Source organism: Rhodoblastus acidophilus, from assembly GCF_009720655.1.
Lineage (GTDB): Bacteria > Pseudomonadota > Alphaproteobacteria > Rhizobiales > Beijerinckiaceae > Rhodoblastus > Rhodoblastus acidophilus_A.
Genome location: NZ_WNKS01000019.1, coordinates 31,173 through 48,397, shown reverse-complemented (window position 1 = coordinate 48,397; position 17,225 = coordinate 31,173). Strand labels below are relative to the sequence as shown.

Below are 17,225 nucleotides of genomic sequence, written 5' to 3'. Positions count from 1 at the left end.
CGATACGCGACGCGGGCGCGCCCCAGCCTTTCCGTCCTCTCAAAGGAGGATAGGTTATGAGCGCGCCCAAGGACCCCGGAACCGCTCGCGCGGATGTCCGGCAAGAACTCTTTCCTGACGGTTTTGGCCAGACCGAGCGCCTGCTGCTGGAGCCTTTGCAGCCGGCGGACGCTTTCGGTCTCGTCATCCTCACCAACGATCCGCTGGTGGCCCACGGCGCCTCGACGCTGCCGCAACCGTTCACCATCGACGACGCCCGCGCGCTGATCGCCCTGCCTCGCATCGGCGGCGGCTGTTTCGCGGCTTTGCGCCTGCGCGAAGGCGGCGAGATGATCGGCTGCGCCGGCGTTCTCGTCCGCGAACCGGACCGGGGCGATTGCGGCGACCTCGAACTCGGGTTCTGGCTGGGCGCGCCCCATCACGGGCGCCATTACGGCGCCGAGGCGGCGCAAGCCATGCTCGAACTGGCGCACAGGGCGTTTCCGCGCGCCCGCATCGTCGTCGAATGCCCCCCGGAAAACGCCGCCTCCTGGCGCCTGCTGCGGCGCATGGGATTCGAACCGGGCGCCGGCAAGGGCAACCGGAAAAACGCCGAACTCTTGGCTTGGCGCGCGAGGGAGAACGCGGACGCCTGACGGGGCGCGGGATTAAATCAGGGACCGCACTTGCGCGGACAAGCTTGCGCGGCCTACAAGCCGCCCTGTGCTTGACTGAGCGTGTGCGTAAATGTCCCTGCTGCTGATCTTTCTCGCCGGCCTCGCCGCCGGTTTTATCAATGCGCTCGCGGGCGGCGGGTCGTTCCTCACCTTTCCCTCGCTGATCGCCGCCGGGCTTTCCCCCATCGCCGCCAACGCCACCAGCACCATCGCCCTGTTTCCGGCGCAGGTCGCCACCACCTATGCCTATCGCGCGGGCCTGCGCGAATCCCTCGACGATCCCCGCATCGACGGCCACAAGCTCGCGTTGATTTCGCTGGTCGGCGGGTTTTTCGGCGCGGTGCTGCTGCTGTCCACCTCCGAGCAGGTTTTCGCGAAACTGGTGCCTTTCCTGCTGCTCGCCGCCACCGCCGTGTTCGCCTTCGGCATGATCATGCCCAAGCAAACCGAAAACCCCTGGCTCAGCGCGACCGGCGTGCTCACGGCCCAGGTGTTCGTCGCGATTTATGGCGGCTATTTCGGCGGGGGCATCGGGATTTTGATGTTGGCGGCGCTCACCCTCTATGGCCTGCGCGACATCGTGCTGATGAACAGTCTGAAAATCGCCCTCGCCACGCTGATGAACCTGACGGCGACGGGCGTCTTCCTGTTTTCCGGCAAGATTTATTGGCTGGAGGCGCTGGTGATGGCGGTCGGCTCGATCGCCGGCGGTTTTTTGGGCGCCCATGCGGGGTCGCGGATAAAACCGCTCTACGTCAAGATTTTCGTCATCTGCGTCGGGCTGCTGCTCAGCCTGCATTTTTATCAAACCCTGTGAGGTCGTGATGTCCCTGCCCGCTCAGATGCGTGAAATTGTTTTCGACGGCGCCGGCGGACCGGAGGTGATCAAACTTCAGGAGGCGCCGGTTCCAACACCCGGCCCGGGACAGGTTCTGGTCGAAGTGGTCGCGGCGGGGGTCAACCGGCCCGATTGCATCCAGCGCGCCGGCCTCTACCCGCCGCCGCCCGGCGAGACGCAAATTCCCGGCCTGGAGATCGCCGGCCGCGTGGTCGCGCTCGGCGACGGCGCGAGCCTGAAGGTTGGCGACGAAATCTGCGCGCTGGTCGGCTCCGGCGGCTATGCCGAATATTGCGTGGCCGACGCCGCGCTGTGCCTCAAGAAACCCGCGCCGCTGTCGCTGGTCGAGGCGGCGGGCGTCCCCGAAACGGCTTTCACCGTCTATGACAACGTTTTTACGCGGGGCGCCCTTCAGCCCGGCGAGGTCTTTCTGGTCCATGGCGGCTCCAGCGGCATCGGCTCGACCGCCATTCAGCTGGCGAAACATTTTGGCGCCAAGGTTTTCGCGACCGCGGGCTCGGCGGAAAAATGCGCGTTCTGCCTCGAACTGGGCGCCGATGTCGCCATCAATTACCGCGAGGAGGATTTTGTCGCGGTGGTGAAGGAGAAGACCGGCAAGAAGGGAGCGAATGTCATCCTCGACATGGTCGGCGGCCCCTATCTGCAACGCAACGTCCAGGCTTTGGCGCCCGATGGAAGGCTGGTGCAGATCGCCTTCCTGCAAGGCTCCAAAGTCAAGGATTTCGACTTCATGAGCGTGATGCTCAAGCGGCTCACGATCACCGGCGCCACGCTGCGCTCCCGCCCGCTCGCCGCCAAGACCGCGATTGCTTCGGCCTTGCGCGAACAAGTCTGGCCTCTGCTCGAATCCGGCGCCGTAATGCCCAAGTTGCATGCGACATTCCCATTGGAACAGGCGCGGCAGGCGCACGAGCTCATGGAAAGCTCGGCGCATCTTGGAAAGATCGTGCTGGTGACGGGGCGCTAACCCATCCTATTCACGGCGCGATTGATTTCGTGAAGGTTTTCGGGCGTTTTTCCTCCGGGCGCGCGGCTCCGTTCGGCTTTTTCACCGCCTGACGACTGTCCTGTTGATGACGCGCTGGAGACGAAGGATTTGCGAAGGGGCCGATGCCCCGACGGTCATGGCCCGAGCGCGCCGGGCAAGCTGGCGAAGAGTTCGGCTTGGGGATGGTTGACCGCGAAAGCGAGACGCACGCGGCTGGCGGTCTCGGTCACCCGCGCCGCGATCTTGATCATACGGTTTCCGCAAGATCGCTTCGCGATCCGCGAAAACGAAATCGCGCGGAAATCCTTCAGGCGAAGGGCGGATTTCCGCGCGAGCGGAATACGATTTCCAAACTGATCCTTCGGAAATCGTATCAGACGCAGCCGCAAGGTGGCGAACTCGGCTTTCGCCAGATCACGCGGCTTGGGCATGGCGTCGCGGACGGTCGGCATCAGCCGAGTTGGGCAAAGGCTAAGGACGGAAGCCGAAGCCGGGTACAATTGAGTTATCAAAGGGGAAGCCGAGTCCGTAGGAGCTGTCGTAAGGAAAGGGCCGGGGAACATAGATCGGATAGCCGCAGGCGTAACCGAGGTCGTCATAGCCGGTGGGGCAGTAGGCGAATTGCGCGGAGATCGCGCGGGCGGTCACGTGAGGGGCGATAGCGCGTACGCGCAGACGATGCCTCGGAAGCTTGCGGACGCGCATCGCCCGCGCCGGCGTGCATTTTTTGACCACCACCACGTGATAAACGAGGCGGGTGTCGCATTTGCCGCAACGGGCTTGCGCTGTCGCCACCAGGGCGAGCATCCCGAGAATAGTCAGAATCAAGAATTTTGCGAACATGGCCCACTCCGCGCGCAAGCGGTTCGCAAGATGTCGGGTCAAGCTTGCGTCTTGCTTGCGGCACCATGAAAGGCTTGATGCTGTTGAGCGCCATGCGAATGAAAATCCGAGGCCTTATACGGTTTCCGCAAGATCGCTTCGCGATCCGCGAAAACGAGCCCGTGGCTGAAGGCGTCTTCTCAGCTCAATTCGGTTCGGGCGCGATGATGGTGAGCGCACGCCGTCCTGCTCCTCGATCAGGCGGACTGGCACACGACCGACAAGCTCGACATCGCCAGCAGCATCACCCCGCCATCGGATGTGAGGCGGCCACCATCAAAAGCAGCCGTGACTTTCTTGCGGCAAAACTAAAAACTGGGGCCCGCTCGAACTGCACTGAACTTTTTCTGCCGATCCGCGTTCCTTAACCGCCGGCTGCGGCCGGCGCCCAGCGGGAGGACCATCATGCAAGCCAGCATGCAGGAAGCCGAGATCCACGCTTACGCGCGCCAGCTTTTCGAAGCGCACGGGCCCAAGGCCGCCGCCGAGGCGGCGCAAAAGGCGCGGGCCTTCGAGGAGAAGGGCGACCAGGAGCAGTCACGGACCTGGCGCCACATTGAGGACGCGATAAAACTGATGCGCGGCCCGCACCAGCCCTGATTACAGTCCCCGCGCCCAGGCCGGACGCAAAGGCGCCCGGTCGGGCGCGGCGATGGCCGCGCGCAACTGCTCCAGCAGCCGCGCCTTGTCGGCGCCGAGCGTGCCCTTGAGCACGAGCCAGTTGGAGGCGTGATCGCTGCGGAACACGGTGCGGCGCAGGTCGAGCGTTTCGACCAACAGCTCCATCTCGCGCATGAGCCCCTCGATGCCGAGGGGCGAAAATTCCGGGAAATTTGCGCGCAAGCGCGCATCGCCCTTTGGAAAGCTCACCACCAGGGTCGCGAGAAATTCCGGTTGGGTCTCATTGGCGAGGCGGGCGGAATTTTTCGCGTGCTGTTCGGAAAAGACCTCGCCGCCGAGGCCGTTGAGGATCATCACCGAACGCTTGATCCCGGCCTCACCGAGCTTGAGCAGCGCTTCGCGCGTGGAGTCGAACGTCTCGCCCTTGTTGATCTTTTCCAGCACGGTGTCGTCGCCGGATTCCGCGCCGACATAGACCATGCTCAGGCCGAGGTCGGCGAGTTCGCGCAATTCCTCCACCGATTTCTTCTTCACATTGCGCGGCAGGCAATAGCTCGACACGCGCCGCACCGCGGGCATGTCGCGTTTGATCGCTTCGAGGATCGCGGCGAGTCGCCGAGTGGACAGCGTCATGGCGTCGCCGTCGGCGAGGAACACGCGCCTGACATCGCCGACATAAACTTCGGCGCAGCGCTTGATGGTCTCGAAAATTTCTTCTTCGTCGCGCGGGCGGAATTTTTTCTGCGGCGCGGTGTACATCTCGCAGAACGTGCAACGGTTCCACGAACAGCCGTCGGTCACAGGCAGGATCAGCGACTCCGCCTCGCTCGGCGGGCGGAAGACAGGCTCAACGTAACGGATGGGGTTCATGGGGCAAAACTCCTCGCCGCAGTTTAGCGCAATTGGCCTCCGCCAAGATAGCCGGCGTTCAAGGCGCCGCGCCCCCTGCTCATGCTCGCGTTGCCAATGGACATCGGCGGCCTCGAAAATTTAGCGCCGAGGCAAAAGCGACCAACGCCCGTGGGCGGCGTTCGGAATCATCCGCCCGAGGGTGAACAGGTGGAACAGAACCGACGCGATCACGAGACTGTTTCGGCGACTCCCGCAAACATTAGGAAGCAAGACACATTAGCGCCTGCGGCGCAGGAGGAACTTACGCGGCCCCGCGCGGTTCCAGCTTGGCCCGCGCGACGGCAAAAATGGGTGCGGGCGCAAAAAAAATTCTGCTCATTCCGTTATGTCGCCTGGACGGGAGACGCCGATGAAATGGACCGAGCGCTTGTTGCGCGCTTTTCTCGAGCGGCTGGTGACGCGCGGCGCGCTCGATGTCTTTCTGCCCTCAGGGAAATTTTCCATCGGGGACGGCGCCGGCCCGCACGCGGCGATCCGCTTCGCCGACGCCAAAGCCGTGGTGGAGCTTTTGCGCGATCCCGACATGAAATTCGGCGAGCTTTATGTCGAGGGACGCCTGACAATCGTCGCGGGAGACCTGCCGACGCTCGTCAGCCTGTTGTTCCAGCATGGCGCAGCGATGCGGCGCGATACCGCCCGCAAGGCTTACGATGTGTGGCGCAGAGTCCGCCACCGCGTCGCCGGCGCGAACGATGTGTGGCGGGCGCGGCGGAATGTGGAGCGCCACTATGATTTGACCGCGCAATTCTACGATCTGTTCCTCGACGAGGACCGGCACTATTCCTGCGCCTATTTCGAAACGCCGGGCTTGAGCCTCGAGGAGGCGCAGCGCGCCAAGCGTCGGCGCATCGCCGCGAAACTGCTCATGGCGCCGGGCCTGCGCGTGCTCGACGTGGGCTGCGGTTTTGGCGGTTTGGCCCTCTATCTCGCCGAGATCGCCGGCGCCGGAGAGGTCGAAGGCGTCACGCTTTCGCAGACGCAGATCGAGGTGGCGCGCCAGCGCGCGCAAGCGCGGGGCCTCAAGCACGTGCGCTTCGACCTGCGCGATTATCGCGATCTCGACGGAGTTTACGACCGCATCGTCTCGGTCGGCATGTTCGAACATGTCGGCCCCGATCACTACGACGCCTTCTTTGGCAAATGCGCGAGCCTGCTCGCCGAGGACGGCGTGATGCTGCTGCACACCATCGGCCACAGTTCGACGCCGGGCGTCACCAATCCCTGGATCGTGAAATACGTTTTTCCCGGCGGCTATCTCCCAGCCCTTTCCGAGATTTCCGCCGCGGTCGAAAGAGCAGGCCTGCTCGTCGCCGATGTCGAGGTTCTGCGGCGCCATTACGCCGACACGCTGGGCGAATGGCGCCAGCGTTTCGCGGCCCGACGCGACGAGGCGCGCGCGCTTTACGACGAGCGGCTTTGCCGGATGTGGGAGTTTTATCTCACGATCTGCGAGGCGGCGTTTCGCCAGCTCGACGCGGTGGTTTTCCAGGTGCAGATCACCCGGCGCAACGATGTCGTTCCGATCACCCGCGCCTATCTCGCCCAGGCCGAAGCGAAGTTGAAACGGATCGAAGCCGGACGGGAGACGTTGGCCGCGGAGTGACCGCTCAGCAAACATTGGTTGGCGACCCAACGCATGTTTGCTTCGGCTCCTTTGTTTTTGCAGGATTTTATCCGAAAAACGGCGGTCCCTTTTCGGAAATCCTGCTTAGCTCGTGAGTTTCGCGACGATTTCATCCAGGGCCGCATTCACCATCGCCAGCGCCTGCGTCGCCTGCTGGCGCTTGTGCGCGGGCGCGCGGTCGGGATGGCAGCGCGCGGCGAAATCACGGCGGGCCGCCTGCACGGCTTCCTGCGTGTAGGGCGCGTGCAGGCCAATCCTGCGCGCGATCTCGGCGGACGTCGGACTCACCGCCACGTCGCGTGGCGCCGCTTTCCTGTCGTTATGGTCGAGGCGCTCGTCGAGCAGGCGATGTTCGATGGCGCGCTGGCCAAAACTCCCGCCTTCGGGCGAGGCGAGCGTGGCGAACACGTCGGGCGCGCGGCGCACCAGCGACAGCAAATGCTTGAAGATGGCGATGCTGCGGTCGGTGCCCGTTTCGAATTCAAACCGACCGTCACGAACGTCGCGCGCCAGGACGATGCGCAGCGCGTGGGTCAGCTCCAGCGTCAATTCATGATCGGCGAGCAGCGAGGCGTTGATGAAGGCGTCGAGGTCGCGCACATGTCTGATGTGGGCGCCGTCGAGGCACGCCTTGGCGAAGAGCTCGTGGAGCTCGGCGCGCAGGTCCCGCTTTTGCGCCAGGCCGGCGAAATGCGAGAAAGCCGCCGCGCCGGCGCTGGCCTCGGCGTAGAGCGTGTCGTCGCGCGTGAGCGCGCCGCAGAAGAAGCCGAGCGCGCTGACCTTTTCGCGCTCATCCCCCGTCAGCTCGGGTTTGGGCGGCGGGGGCGGGATCGGTTCGACGGGCGGCGAGCGGCCGAACGGGAGCATGCTGCGCACCCCCGTGAAAAACGAGGCCGGGGCTAGCGCTTGCCTTTTGGTTAAATCGAACAAACCTGCCCCCACGTGACGTGCGGAAACAATCTAAGGTTGTATTGATGAATCCTTGGTGAGTCTCGCCGGCCGTCCGCCGCGCGGGGTTAATGTTCAGTAAAGTTCGGCCTGCTTGTTCGCCTGCCGTTGCGCCGCTAGATAGAGGCATGCGGCCCTCGCTTCTCGATCCCCTGTTCGCCAGCCCATCGTCTCTGCCCGGGATTGGCCCGAAGAATGCGCAATTGCTGGACCGCCTGCTGGGCGGCGCGGAGCATCCGGCCCGCGTGCTCGACGTGCTCATGCATCTGCCTTACGACGGCGTGGATCGCCGCAACCGGCCGACCATCGCGCAGGCGCCGATCGGCGCGGTCTCGACCATCAAGGTTCGGGTGGCGGAGCATCGCCCGCCGCGCGCCAAGGGGCCTTATCGGGTGCTCACCGAGGATGGGACCGGCGACCTCACCCTTATTTTCTTTCGCGCCAATTCGGGCTGGGTGGAAAAGGCGCTGCCCGTGGGCGCCACGCGCTGGGTGTCGGGCCTCGTCGAAATTTTCGATTATTACAAGCAGATGGTCCATCCCGACCGCATTCTTGACGAGGAAGGGCTCAAAACCCTGCCGCCGGTCGAGCCGGTCTATGGCCTCACCGAGGGGCTTTTTCCGCGCGTGATGGCCAAGGCGGCGGCGGGCGCGCTGGCGCGTCTCCCCGTCTTGCCGGAATGGCTCGACGAGAATTTTGTGCGCGCGAACGGGTGGGCGAGCTTTGGCGAGGCGCTGGCGCGCGTGCATGAGCCGCAGGCGCCGGACGACCTCAAGCCGGAGAGCAATTTTTTTGCGCGGCTGGCCTATGACGAATTGCTGTCGCACCAGCTGGCGCTGCGGCTGGTGCGGCGCAAAATGCAGGTGCTTTCCGGACGCCCGCAGCCGGGCGATGGAGCGTTGCGCGCCAAAATTCTCGCCGCCCTGCCCTTCGCCCTGACCGGCGACCAGACCCAGGCTTTGGCGGAGATTTCCGCCGACCAGGGGTCGGACAAACGCATGTTGCGGCTGCTGCAAGGCGATGTCGGCTCCGGGAAAACCGTCGTCGCCCTGCTGGCCATGGCGCAGGCGATCGAAGCCGGGCGGCAGGCCGCCCTGATGGCGCCCACCGAAATTTTGGCCCGCCAGCATTTTGACACCATCAAACCGCTGGCGGAAGCGGCTGGCCTGACCGTGGCGCTGGCGACCGGGCGCGACAAGGCGACCGAGCGCCGCGCGACTCTCGCCGCGCTCGCGTCGGGGGCGCTCAACATCGTGGTCGGCACCCATGCTTTGGTGCAGGACGATTTTGTTTATCATGACCTCGGCCTCGCCGTGATCGACGAGCAGCACCGCTTTGGCGTGCAGCAGCGCCTGGCGCTGGGCGAAAAGGGGGTTGGCGTCGATGTGCTCGCCATGACCGCGACGCCGATCCCGCGCACGCTGGCGCTGGCCTATTTCGGCGACATGGACTTTTCCGCCTTGCGGGAAAAACCGCCGGGGCGGCAGCCGATCACCACCCGCACTGTGAATGCGGAGCGCATTGACGAAGTCGTCGCGGGGCTCGGTCGCGCGCTCAAAGACGGGGCGCGCGTCTATTGGGTGTGCCCGCTGGTGGCGGAGAGCGAGGAGAGCGATCTCGCCGCCGCCGAAGCCCGCGCCGAGGATCTGAGAAAGTTTTTTGGCGACAAGGTCGGGCTTGTGCACGGCCAGATGAAGGGCCGCGACAAGGACGCCGCGATGGAGGCCTTTGCAGCCGGCGAAACGAAAATTCTGGTGGCGACCACGGTCATCGAGGTCGGCGTCAATGTGCCGGAGGCGACGATCATGGTGATCGAGCACGCCGAACGGTTTGGCTTGGCGCAATTGCACCAGTTGCGCGGGCGCGTCGGACGCGGCGACAAGAAATCGTCGTGCATTCTGCTTTACGCCGGCCCCGTCGGCGAAACCGCCAAGGCGCGGCTGGAGATTCTGCGTCAGACCGAAGACGGGTTTCGCATCGCCGAAGAGGATTTGCGCCTGCGCGGCGAAGGCGAAATCTTGGGACTGCGCCAGTCGGGCGCGCCCGGGTTCAAGATCGCGCGACTGGACATCCACGCCGATCTCTTGCGTTTCGCCCGGGACGACGCGGAAAAATTTTTGGCTGACGATCCCGACCTGCGAGGCGAGCGGGGCCAAAAACTGCGCCTGCTGCTTTATCTTTTCGAGCGGGACACGGCGCTCAAACTCTTGCGCGCGGGGTGAAGGCAAAGCGTCGAAGATGCAGTTCCCGGTGACCGACGGCGACGCAATGTCTTTGCGCCGTCATTGCGAACGCAGCGAAGCAATCCAGGAGTCGCGCAAGCGACGAAAGCCCACAGTCTCAATATAAACGACAAAAATTCATCAGGCGGATAGGGGTGGATTGCTTCGCTACGCTCGCAATGACGACACCAACGCTTTGGGCCATCATTCCAGCTTTCCGACCTGTTCGGATTGCAAGATCACCGTTACGCGACAAACAAAGGGGCGCAGCTTGCGCCGCGCCCCACTGGCGCCTCAATGCGAGACGGGCGGGTCTTGCGCCTTGGGCGCGCCAGTCATGACGGGAATCGTCTTCGCGGCCGTTTCCTTCGCCACGGGCTTCTGCACGGTCAGATGCAGCACGCCCTTGTCGTAATGGGCGGCGATGGCGTCGGCGGCCGGTTCAAACGGCAGCATGATCGAGCGGTTGAACGCGCCGAAGCGACGCTCCATCACGTGCCAGTCCTTCTCCTCTGTCTTGGTTTCGATGGTTTTCTCGCCGGAGACGATGAGGCGGTCGCCCTCGACGCGCACCTTGATGTCCTTCTCCTCGACGCCAGGAATTTCCAGCGTCGCCTCGATGGTCTTGTCGGTCTCGGCGATGTTCATCGCCGGCATCGGCGCCGTTGCGGAAGCCATGGCCTTGGGCATATCGAACATTTTCGAAAGTTCGCGCCCGAACAGATCCCTTTCAAGAGCGCGGAAGGGATCGGCCATGAAGTCGCGGGTCCACAGATCCGGGAGCATGGTTTTCATGACATCCTCCTGTCCGCCGCGCAGGCCCCCTTAACAGGGGGGTCGCGCGGCGCGTCGGCGGAGGTCTCGCCGGTATCAGGCGAGAGCCTCTCGCCACGATGGGCATCCTAGCACCTTTTCTGTTCCGCGCATTGACCCCGGTCATTTCGGGATTTTGGCCGCCGGCGCGGCTGACAAGCGGGGCTTGCGCCCCTATAAGGGTTGTTGCGCCGGCGGAATCCGCTCCGGCGCTTTTTGCGTTGATTTCGGAGGGAAAATGTCGGGCACGACCAGATCGAGCGAGGGGCTGGACCCGCGCCGGCGAAAAATCCTGTTCCGCTGCTGGCATCGCGGCATGCGCGAGGTCGACCTGCTGCTTGGTCAGTTCGCCGACGCCCGCCTCGACCAGCTCAGCGAAGACGAACTCGACCAGCTCGAACACTTTATGGAAGCGCAGGACGTGGATATTTTTTCGTGGTTCGCCGGGTCCAAGCCCGTCGATCCCGACTATGCCAGGCCGATTTTCGAGACGATCAAGGCGTTTCATACGCATAATGGGCCGATCAACGTGTAAGGCTCTGCGCGTCGGCAAGATTCCTGGATTGCTTCGCCAAAGCTCGGCGCCTTGCGCCGGGCCTGCCTTGCGCTTAGACGGGCGCGCAGCGCGCCCTCCGCGCAATGACGGCGGAGTGGAGCTTTTTTCACTTCAAGCGGCTTCCCCGACATGACCGATCTCCTCCGCGCCCGCGATGAACTCGAAAAAGGCCGCTCGCTCATTCTGTCGCGCGCGCCGGAAGGGTTTGACGCCTTTGTCGCCGCCGATCTCCTGCGGGCGCTGGCCAAATCAGGCGAGGGCCGCGCGGCCGCCCTCGTCCATGTCGCGCGCGATCCGCAGCGCCAGCGCGCCTTCGCCGAAGCTTTTGCTTTCGCCGCGCCCGAAGCGGAAATTCTGGAGTTTCCCGCCTGGGACTGCCAGCCCTACGACCGGGTGTCGCCGACCTCCGCCGTCGCGGCGCAGCGCATGACGGCGCTGGCGCGGCTTGCGCGCACGCGGTCCTCGCTTGAGAGGCCGCGCCTGCTGCTGACCAGCGCGCCCGCTTTGGCGCAACGCGTGCCGCCGCGCCGCGATCTCGCTGCAAAAAGTTTTTCGGCGGCGCCCGGGGCCGCGGTCGATCTGCATGAGTTGTGCGGCTGGCTTGAAGCCAACGGATTTGTTCGCGCCTCCACGGTGAGGGAATCCGGCGAATACGCGCTGCGCGGCGGCATTGTCGATCTTTTCCCGCCGAGCCTGCCCAGCCCGGTGCGGCTCGACTTTTTCGGCGACGTGCTCGAAACCATCCGCGCCTTCGATCCGGAATCCCAGCGCACCACCGCGCAATTGCGCGCGCTCGATCTCGTGCCCGTCAACGAAGCGCCGATCACCACCGAAACCATCAAACGTTTTCGACAGAGCTACATCGCGCATTTCGGCGCGCAGACGCGCGGCGACGCGCTTTACGACGCGGTGAGCGAGGGACGCCGGCCCGGCGGGCTGGAGCATTGGCTGCCGCTGCTCTACGGCCAGATGGACACTTTGTTCGACTATGTCGACGACGCGCCCATCCTGTTCGACCATCAGGCGGACGCGGCGACGCACGAGCGTTTTGAACAGATCGCCGATTATTACGCCGCGCGCCGCGACGCCTTCGCGCAAAATCCGGCCACCGCCAATTACAAGCCGTTGCCACCCGACGAACTTTACCTGACGCCGGACGAGTTCAAGACCCGGCTCGACAAGGCCGCGACCGCTCATTTTTCGCCTTTCGCCGTCCCGGATGGCGGGCCGAAAGTGATCGACTGCGGCGGCGTTCCCGGTCGCAATTTCGCGCCCGAACGCGCCGACGAAAACGTCAATGTGTTCGAGGCGGCCATCGACCACATTCGCGCGCTGCAAGGCGAGGGAAAAAAGGTCATTGTCGCCGGCTGGACCGATGGCTCGCGCGAGCGTCTCGGTTCGGTGCTCGCCGAGCATGGACTGAAAAAACTCGAAACCGTGTCATCGCTTTCGCAGGCGTTCGCGTTGCGCGACGCCAAGGCGGCGCTGGCGGTGATCGGCCTCGAGGCCGGTTTTGTCGCCGGCGATCTCGCCGTCATCGGCGAGCAGGACATTCTGGGCGACCGCATCGCCCCGCAGCGGCGGCGAAAAAAGCGCGCCGAAAATTTCCTCGCCGAAGTCTCCGCGCTTGGCGCGGGCGATGTCGTCGTTCATGTCGATCACGGCATCGGCCGCTTCATCGGCCTGAAAAACATCGAGGCGGCGGGCGCGCCGCATGATTGCCTCGAAATCCATTACCACGGCGGCGACAAGCTGTTTGTCCCCGTCGAAAACATCGAGCTTTTGTCGCGCTTCGGCTCGGAAGACGCCGAGGTTTCGCTCGACAAACTCGGCCATTCCGCATGGCGTGAGCGAAAAGCCCGGCTGAAACTGCGCATCCGTCAGATGGCGCAGGGGCTCATCAAAATCGCGGCGGCGCGCATGCTGCACGAGGCGCCGAAATTCGCCCCCGCGGAAGGGCTTTACGCCGAATTCTGCGCGCGCTTCCCCTACGACGAGACCGACGACCAGCTTTCGGCCATCGAGGCGACGCTCACCGACATGGCCTCGGGACGGCCGATGGACCGGCTCATCTGCGGCGACGTCGGTTTCGGCAAGACGGAAGTCGCGCTGCGCGCCGCCTTCGCCGCCGCGTTGAACGGCGTGCAAGTGGCCGTGGTCGTGCCCACCACTCTGCTGGCGCGCCAACACTACAAGAATTTTGCTCAGCGCTTCGCCGGCCTGCCGGTGCGAGTCGCGCAACTGTCGCGCATGGTTTCCGCCGCGGACCAGCGCGAGGCGAAGAAGGGGATTGCGGAGGGCTCCGTCGATATCGTCGTCGGCACCCACGCGGTGCTGGGCAAGACCGTGTCCTTCAAGAATCTCGGCCTCGTGGTCATCGACGAGGAGCAGCATTTCGGCGTCGGGCACAAGGAGCGCCTGAAGCAATTGCGCGCGGAGGTGCATGTTTTGACGCTCTCCGCGACGCCGATCCCACGCACCCTGCAACTGGCGCTCACCGGCGTGCGCGAACTTTCGATCATCGCCACGCCGCCGATTGACCGCCTGGCCGTGCGCACGTTCGTCACCCCCTTCGACGACCTGATCGTGCGCGAGGCGCTGTTGCGCGAGAGATTTCGAGGTGGGCAGAGCTTCTTTGTTTGCCCGCGTCTCGAAGATTTGGACGAGGCCTCGGCCTGGCTGCGGCAGAACGTGCCGGAAGCCAAATTCACCATCGCCCACGGGCAGCTCGCGGCGACCGAGCTGGAGGAGCGCGTCGGCGCGTTTTATGACGGCAAATATGACATTCTGCTCTCGACCAACATCGTTGAATCCGGCTTGGACATTCCCACGGCCAATACGCTGATCGTGTGGCGCGCCGACATGTTCGGGTTGGCGCAGCTTTACCAGCTGCGCGGGCGCGTCGGGCGTTCGAAGACCCGCGCCTACGCTTTGTTCACCACGCCCATCAACCGCACCATTACGCCGCAGGCGGAAAAACGTCTGGAAGTCCTGTGTTCGCTCGACACGCTCGGCGCCGGCTTCCAGCTCGCCAGCCACGATCTCGACCTGCGCGGCGCCGGCAATCTTTTGGGCGATGAACAGTCCGGCCACATCAGGGAAGTGGGCTACGAGCTTTACCAGCAGATGCTGAACGAGACCATCGCGGCGCTGAAGGCGGGCGGCGGCAAGGAGGAGGAAGAGGCGTGGTCGCCGCTGATCACGTTGGGCACGCCGGTCACCATCCCCGAGCATTATGTCGAGGATCTGGATTTGCGGCTTGGCCTCTACCGGCGCCTTGCCACACTCGATGACGAGCAGGAAATCGAGGCTTTTGCGGCCGAGATGATCGACCGTTTCGGACCGATGCCCGACGAGGTCAAGCAGTTGATGCAACTGGTCGGCGTCAAGGCTTTGTGCCGCCATGCGCATGTGGAAAAAGTCGAGGCCGGGCCGAAGGGGATCATTGTCGGCTTCCGCCACAATTCCTTCGCCAACCCGACCGGGCTGGTGCGCTATATTTCAAAGCAGGGCCCCGACGCCAAGGTGCGGCCCGACATGAAAGTGGTGTTCACCGGCGGCGATTACGCGAAGGCGGAGGATCGGCTCAGGGAGGCGCGGAAGATTTTGCGGGAATTGGTGAAGATCGCGGAGAAGTAGGCTCGGATCAATTGTCGTTTCTCTCGGCCCGCAGCGCCGCCGCCAGGCGTCGTTTCGGCGCCATCGCTTCATGCAAGACGCGGTAAACGACGACCTCTGCTTCGTCGACGATGCCGAAATACAAGAGGTGCGCGGCGCTGCCGCGCTTCCTTCCGGCGAGTTCGAGATGGAAGGATCGCAAGCCCGGGGATATTTCGCTGCGATCCTGAATGGACGCGCGCTCAGGGTCGGCAGAGATGATCTGTAAACCGGCCTTTATGATCTCGGCATAGGCGCGAACCTGAAGCGGACCGAACAATCGTCGCGTCTGCTGCAAAATTTGGACGATGTCGGCGTCCGCGAGTGTGGTGAGGCGGAGCCTCAAGCTTCATCTCTGAGGACGTCGGCGACAATGTCTTCTATCGACCTCTCCGAAAACTCGCCGCGCTGCGCCTGTTCGATGCCCAGGCTGATCTCCCGGCGAAGAATTTCCAGCTTTTCTTTTTCCATGTCTCGGTCGCGCTTGAGCAAGCGCAGCGCGTCCCGCACCAGTTCGCTGGCGGAGGCGTAGTCGCCGGACGCGATTTCTTCGCTGACGAACTGCGCCATTTCCGGCGTCAGATTGACGTTCATGGTCGGCATGGTCGGAGCTCCTTCGGTGGGATCATCCGACATTGGCAATGTTTGTCAATCGGACCCCCAGTTCACCTCTTCTTCCTTTTTGCCGAAAACGGCCGTGCCGCCGTGGCCGCGACATCGCCTTCGGCGATCAGCGCCTTGCGATACAAATCGCGCTGCTCGTGGATCGAAGCGATCACCAGGCCCATGGGCACGCCGATGTCCACCAGCGCCGCTTCCGACAATTGCAGGCTGGCCTCCGTCGTCTCCGGCACCGCGTCGGTCGCGCCGAGCGCGTAGAGATGGCGGGCGTGGAGGGCGTCGCGGGCGCGCGCGACAATGGTGAGGTCGGGGCGGGCGGCGCGGCAGATGCGCACCACCTCGTCCACCGCGCTGGGCGTGTGCATGGTGATGACCACCGCCTTGGCCGTGGCGAGGCCGCAATTCGCCAAAAAGTTCGGGCGGCTGGCCTCGCCCCAATAGACCGGCTCGCCCTTTTCGCGCGCCGACGCCGCCACCCCGGGGTCGGCGTCGATGCAGATGTAGTCGAGCTTGTGCGCGCGCATCAGTTCGGCGACGATCTGTCCCACGCGGCCGTAGCCGATGATCAGCACGCGTTCCGCCGCCGCCAGCTCCGGGGCCGCGATTTCGACCACGCCCGCTTTCGGCTTGCGCGCGGCGAAACTCGCGAGCACGGGAATGAAGGTCATCGACAGGGTGACCGCGATCATGGCGTCGTCCGCCAGTTGCTTGGACACGATCCCCGCCAGAACCGCCGCGGCCAGAATGAGAAAGGCGAATTCGCCGCCGGGCGCCAGCAGCAGCCCGATTTCCCTGGCCTTTTGCCCCTTGGCCCCAAAAACCCGCGCCAGTCCCGCGACGATCGGCGCCTTGAGCGCGGTCAGGCCCAGCGCCAGGCCGAGCGTCGTCAAGGGATGCGCGACGACGCGCAGCGGATCGAGGTCGGCGCCGACGGACACGAAGAACAGGCCGAGCAGCAGCCCCTGAAACGGCGCGATGGTCAGCTCCACGGCGCGGCGATATTCGGTTTCCGCCAGCAGCAGGCCGGCGATGAAGGCGCCGAGCGCCATGGACAGGCCGGCGTAAGCCGCCGCCACCGCCGTGGCCATCACCACCAGCAGGCAGGCGGCGATGAACAGGTCGTTCGAGCGCGCCGCCGCCACCAGCTGGAAGAACGGCCGCAGGACCACGCGCCCGACGCCCGCGATCAGGCCGAGGGCGGCGAAGGCATAGCCGAGGGTCAAGAGCAAGTCGCGGCCGCTCTCGGCCGACATCGACATCACCAGCAGCAGCGGCGCGACGAGCAGGTCCTGGAACAGCAGGACCGAAAAAATGGCGCGACCTGAAAAACTGTTGAGCCGCTTTTTCTCCGCCAGCACCGGCACGACGATGGCCGTGGACGACAGGGCCAGCGCGATGCCGAGCGTGGCCGAGGCGGCCCAGTCCTGGCCGAGCAGTCGGGCGCAGATCATCAGCGCCAGCCCGCAGGCCGCCGCCTGCGCCGCGCCGAGGCCGAACACGTAGCGGCGCAGCAGGATCAAACGTTCGAGCGACAGCTCCAGCCCCATGTTGAACATGAGGAAGACCACGCCGAATTCGGCGAGCGTCGCGATCTGGTCGCTTTTTGCAAGAAAGGGAATGCCGACGGACAGGAGCTCGTTGATGCGGCCGAGCCCATGCGGGCCGATCAGCATGCCCGCGAGCAGAAACCCGAGCACCGGCGACAGCCGCAGTTTTTTGAAAAGAGGCACGACCACGCCCGCCGCGACCAGGAACAGCAGCGGCGCTTGATAGGGGGCGAGATCGAAATGTGCGGGCAAAGGCTTTTTCCTCCCGGGATCAGGATATAAGATTCGCGGCGAACGCGCTCAGCAATCCTCACGCCAG

General features: G+C 64.5%; 16 protein-coding genes. 9 read left to right on the top strand and 7 right to left on the bottom strand.

Annotated features, from left to right (window positions below; translation table 11 throughout):
- Positions 1 to 56 precede the first annotated feature (56 nt).
- The 3 genes from GJ654_RS16730 (at position 57) to GJ654_RS16720 (ending at position 2,482) form a co-directional block, all read left to right on the top strand.
- Entirely contained in the window at positions 57 to 635 is a 579-nt protein-coding gene (locus GJ654_RS16730; protein WP_155447321.1) for a GNAT family N-acetyltransferase, read from the top strand.
- A 91-nt stretch (positions 636 to 726) separates the two neighbouring features.
- A complete protein-coding gene (locus GJ654_RS16725; protein WP_155447320.1) occupies positions 727 to 1,473 on the top strand; it encodes a sulfite exporter TauE/SafE family protein in 747 nt (248 codons plus the stop codon).
- 7 nt (positions 1,474 to 1,480) lie between these two features.
- Positions 1,481 to 2,482: an NAD(P)H-quinone oxidoreductase gene (locus GJ654_RS16720; protein WP_155447319.1), complete on the top strand. Its 1,002-nt coding sequence runs from the start codon at positions 1,481 to 1,483 to the stop codon at positions 2,480 to 2,482.
- 492 nt (positions 2,483 to 2,974) lie between these two features.
- Here GJ654_RS16720 and GJ654_RS16710 read toward each other — a convergent pair whose 3' ends face one another.
- The gene (locus GJ654_RS16710; protein ID WP_155447317.1) at positions 2,975 to 3,346 is read right to left on the bottom strand and encodes a hypothetical protein; all 372 of its coding nucleotides are present in this window, start codon (positions 3,344 to 3,346) and stop codon (positions 2,975 to 2,977) included.
- Positions 3,347 to 3,411: 65 nt separating this feature from the next.
- Here GJ654_RS16710 and GJ654_RS21515 point away from each other — a divergent pair, with 65 nt between their 5' ends.
- Complete coding sequence (locus tag GJ654_RS21515) at positions 3,412 to 3,753, top strand: hypothetical protein (RefSeq protein WP_155447316.1); 342 nt, start codon at positions 3,412 to 3,414, stop codon at positions 3,751 to 3,753.
- Between the two features lie 49 nt (positions 3,754 to 3,802).
- The gene (locus tag GJ654_RS16700) at positions 3,803 to 3,985 is read left to right on the top strand and encodes a hypothetical protein (protein WP_155447354.1); all 183 of its coding nucleotides are present in this window, start codon (positions 3,803 to 3,805) and stop codon (positions 3,983 to 3,985) included.
- On the opposite strand, the gene GJ654_RS16695 is transcribed toward GJ654_RS16700, so the two are convergent.
- The gene (locus tag GJ654_RS16695; protein WP_155447315.1) at positions 3,986 to 4,876 is read right to left on the bottom strand and encodes a radical SAM protein; all 891 of its coding nucleotides are present in this window, start codon (positions 4,874 to 4,876) and stop codon (positions 3,986 to 3,988) included.
- Between the two features lie 391 nt (positions 4,877 to 5,267).
- Here GJ654_RS16695 and GJ654_RS16690 point away from each other — a divergent pair, with 391 nt between their 5' ends.
- Complete coding sequence (locus GJ654_RS16690) at positions 5,268 to 6,521, top strand: SAM-dependent methyltransferase (protein ID WP_155447314.1); 1,254 nt, start codon at positions 5,268 to 5,270, stop codon at positions 6,519 to 6,521.
- Positions 6,522 to 6,626: 105 nt separating this feature from the next.
- Here GJ654_RS16690 and GJ654_RS16685 read toward each other — a convergent pair whose 3' ends face one another.
- Positions 6,627 to 7,409 carry a hypothetical protein gene (locus tag GJ654_RS16685; RefSeq protein ID WP_155447313.1) on the bottom strand — a complete coding sequence of 261 codons (783 nt, stop codon included), beginning with the start codon at positions 7,407 to 7,409 and terminating at the stop codon, positions 6,627 to 6,629.
- A 209-nt stretch (positions 7,410 to 7,618) separates the two neighbouring features.
- Between GJ654_RS16685 and recG the strand changes: the two genes are divergently transcribed.
- Entirely contained in the window at positions 7,619 to 9,712 is a 2,094-nt protein-coding gene (gene recG / locus GJ654_RS16680; protein ID WP_155447312.1) for an ATP-dependent DNA helicase RecG, read from the top strand.
- Positions 9,713 to 10,006: 294 nt separating this feature from the next.
- Here the strand turns inward: recG and GJ654_RS16675 are convergent, their stop codons facing one another.
- Entirely contained in the window at positions 10,007 to 10,507 is a 501-nt protein-coding gene (locus GJ654_RS16675) for an Hsp20/alpha crystallin family protein (RefSeq protein WP_155447311.1), read from the bottom strand.
- A gap of 256 nt (positions 10,508 to 10,763) precedes the next feature.
- Between GJ654_RS16675 and GJ654_RS16670 the strand changes: the two genes are divergently transcribed.
- Both GJ654_RS16670 and mfd read left to right on the top strand, forming a co-directional pair.
- Complete coding sequence (locus tag GJ654_RS16670; RefSeq protein WP_155447310.1) at positions 10,764 to 11,060, top strand: succinate dehydrogenase assembly factor 2; 297 nt, start codon at positions 10,764 to 10,766, stop codon at positions 11,058 to 11,060.
- A 150-nt stretch (positions 11,061 to 11,210) separates the two neighbouring features.
- A complete protein-coding gene (gene mfd / locus GJ654_RS16665) occupies positions 11,211 to 14,720 on the top strand; it encodes a transcription-repair coupling factor (RefSeq protein WP_155447309.1) in 3,510 nt (1,169 codons plus the stop codon).
- 7 nt (positions 14,721 to 14,727) lie between these two features.
- Here mfd and GJ654_RS16660 read toward each other — a convergent pair whose 3' ends face one another.
- The 3 genes from GJ654_RS16660 to GJ654_RS16650 form a co-directional block, all read right to left on the bottom strand.
- Positions 14,728 to 15,084, bottom strand: coding sequence for a type II toxin-antitoxin system RelE/ParE family toxin (locus GJ654_RS16660; protein ID WP_155447308.1), 357 nt, complete (start codon positions 15,082 to 15,084; stop codon positions 14,728 to 14,730).
- Positions 15,081 to 15,341 (bottom strand): type II toxin-antitoxin system ParD family antitoxin, encoded by a 261-nt coding sequence (locus GJ654_RS16655; protein ID WP_155447307.1) that lies wholly within the window; start codon positions 15,339 to 15,341, stop codon positions 15,081 to 15,083. Before GJ654_RS16655 ends, GJ654_RS16660 begins: the two co-directional genes overlap by 4 nt.
- Positions 15,342 to 15,403: 62 nt before the next feature.
- Positions 15,404 to 17,158, bottom strand: a complete 1,755-nt coding sequence (locus GJ654_RS16650) for a cation:proton antiporter (RefSeq protein ID WP_155447306.1) — start codon at positions 17,156 to 17,158, stop codon at positions 15,404 to 15,406.
- Positions 17,159 to 17,225: the final 67 nt, after the last annotated feature.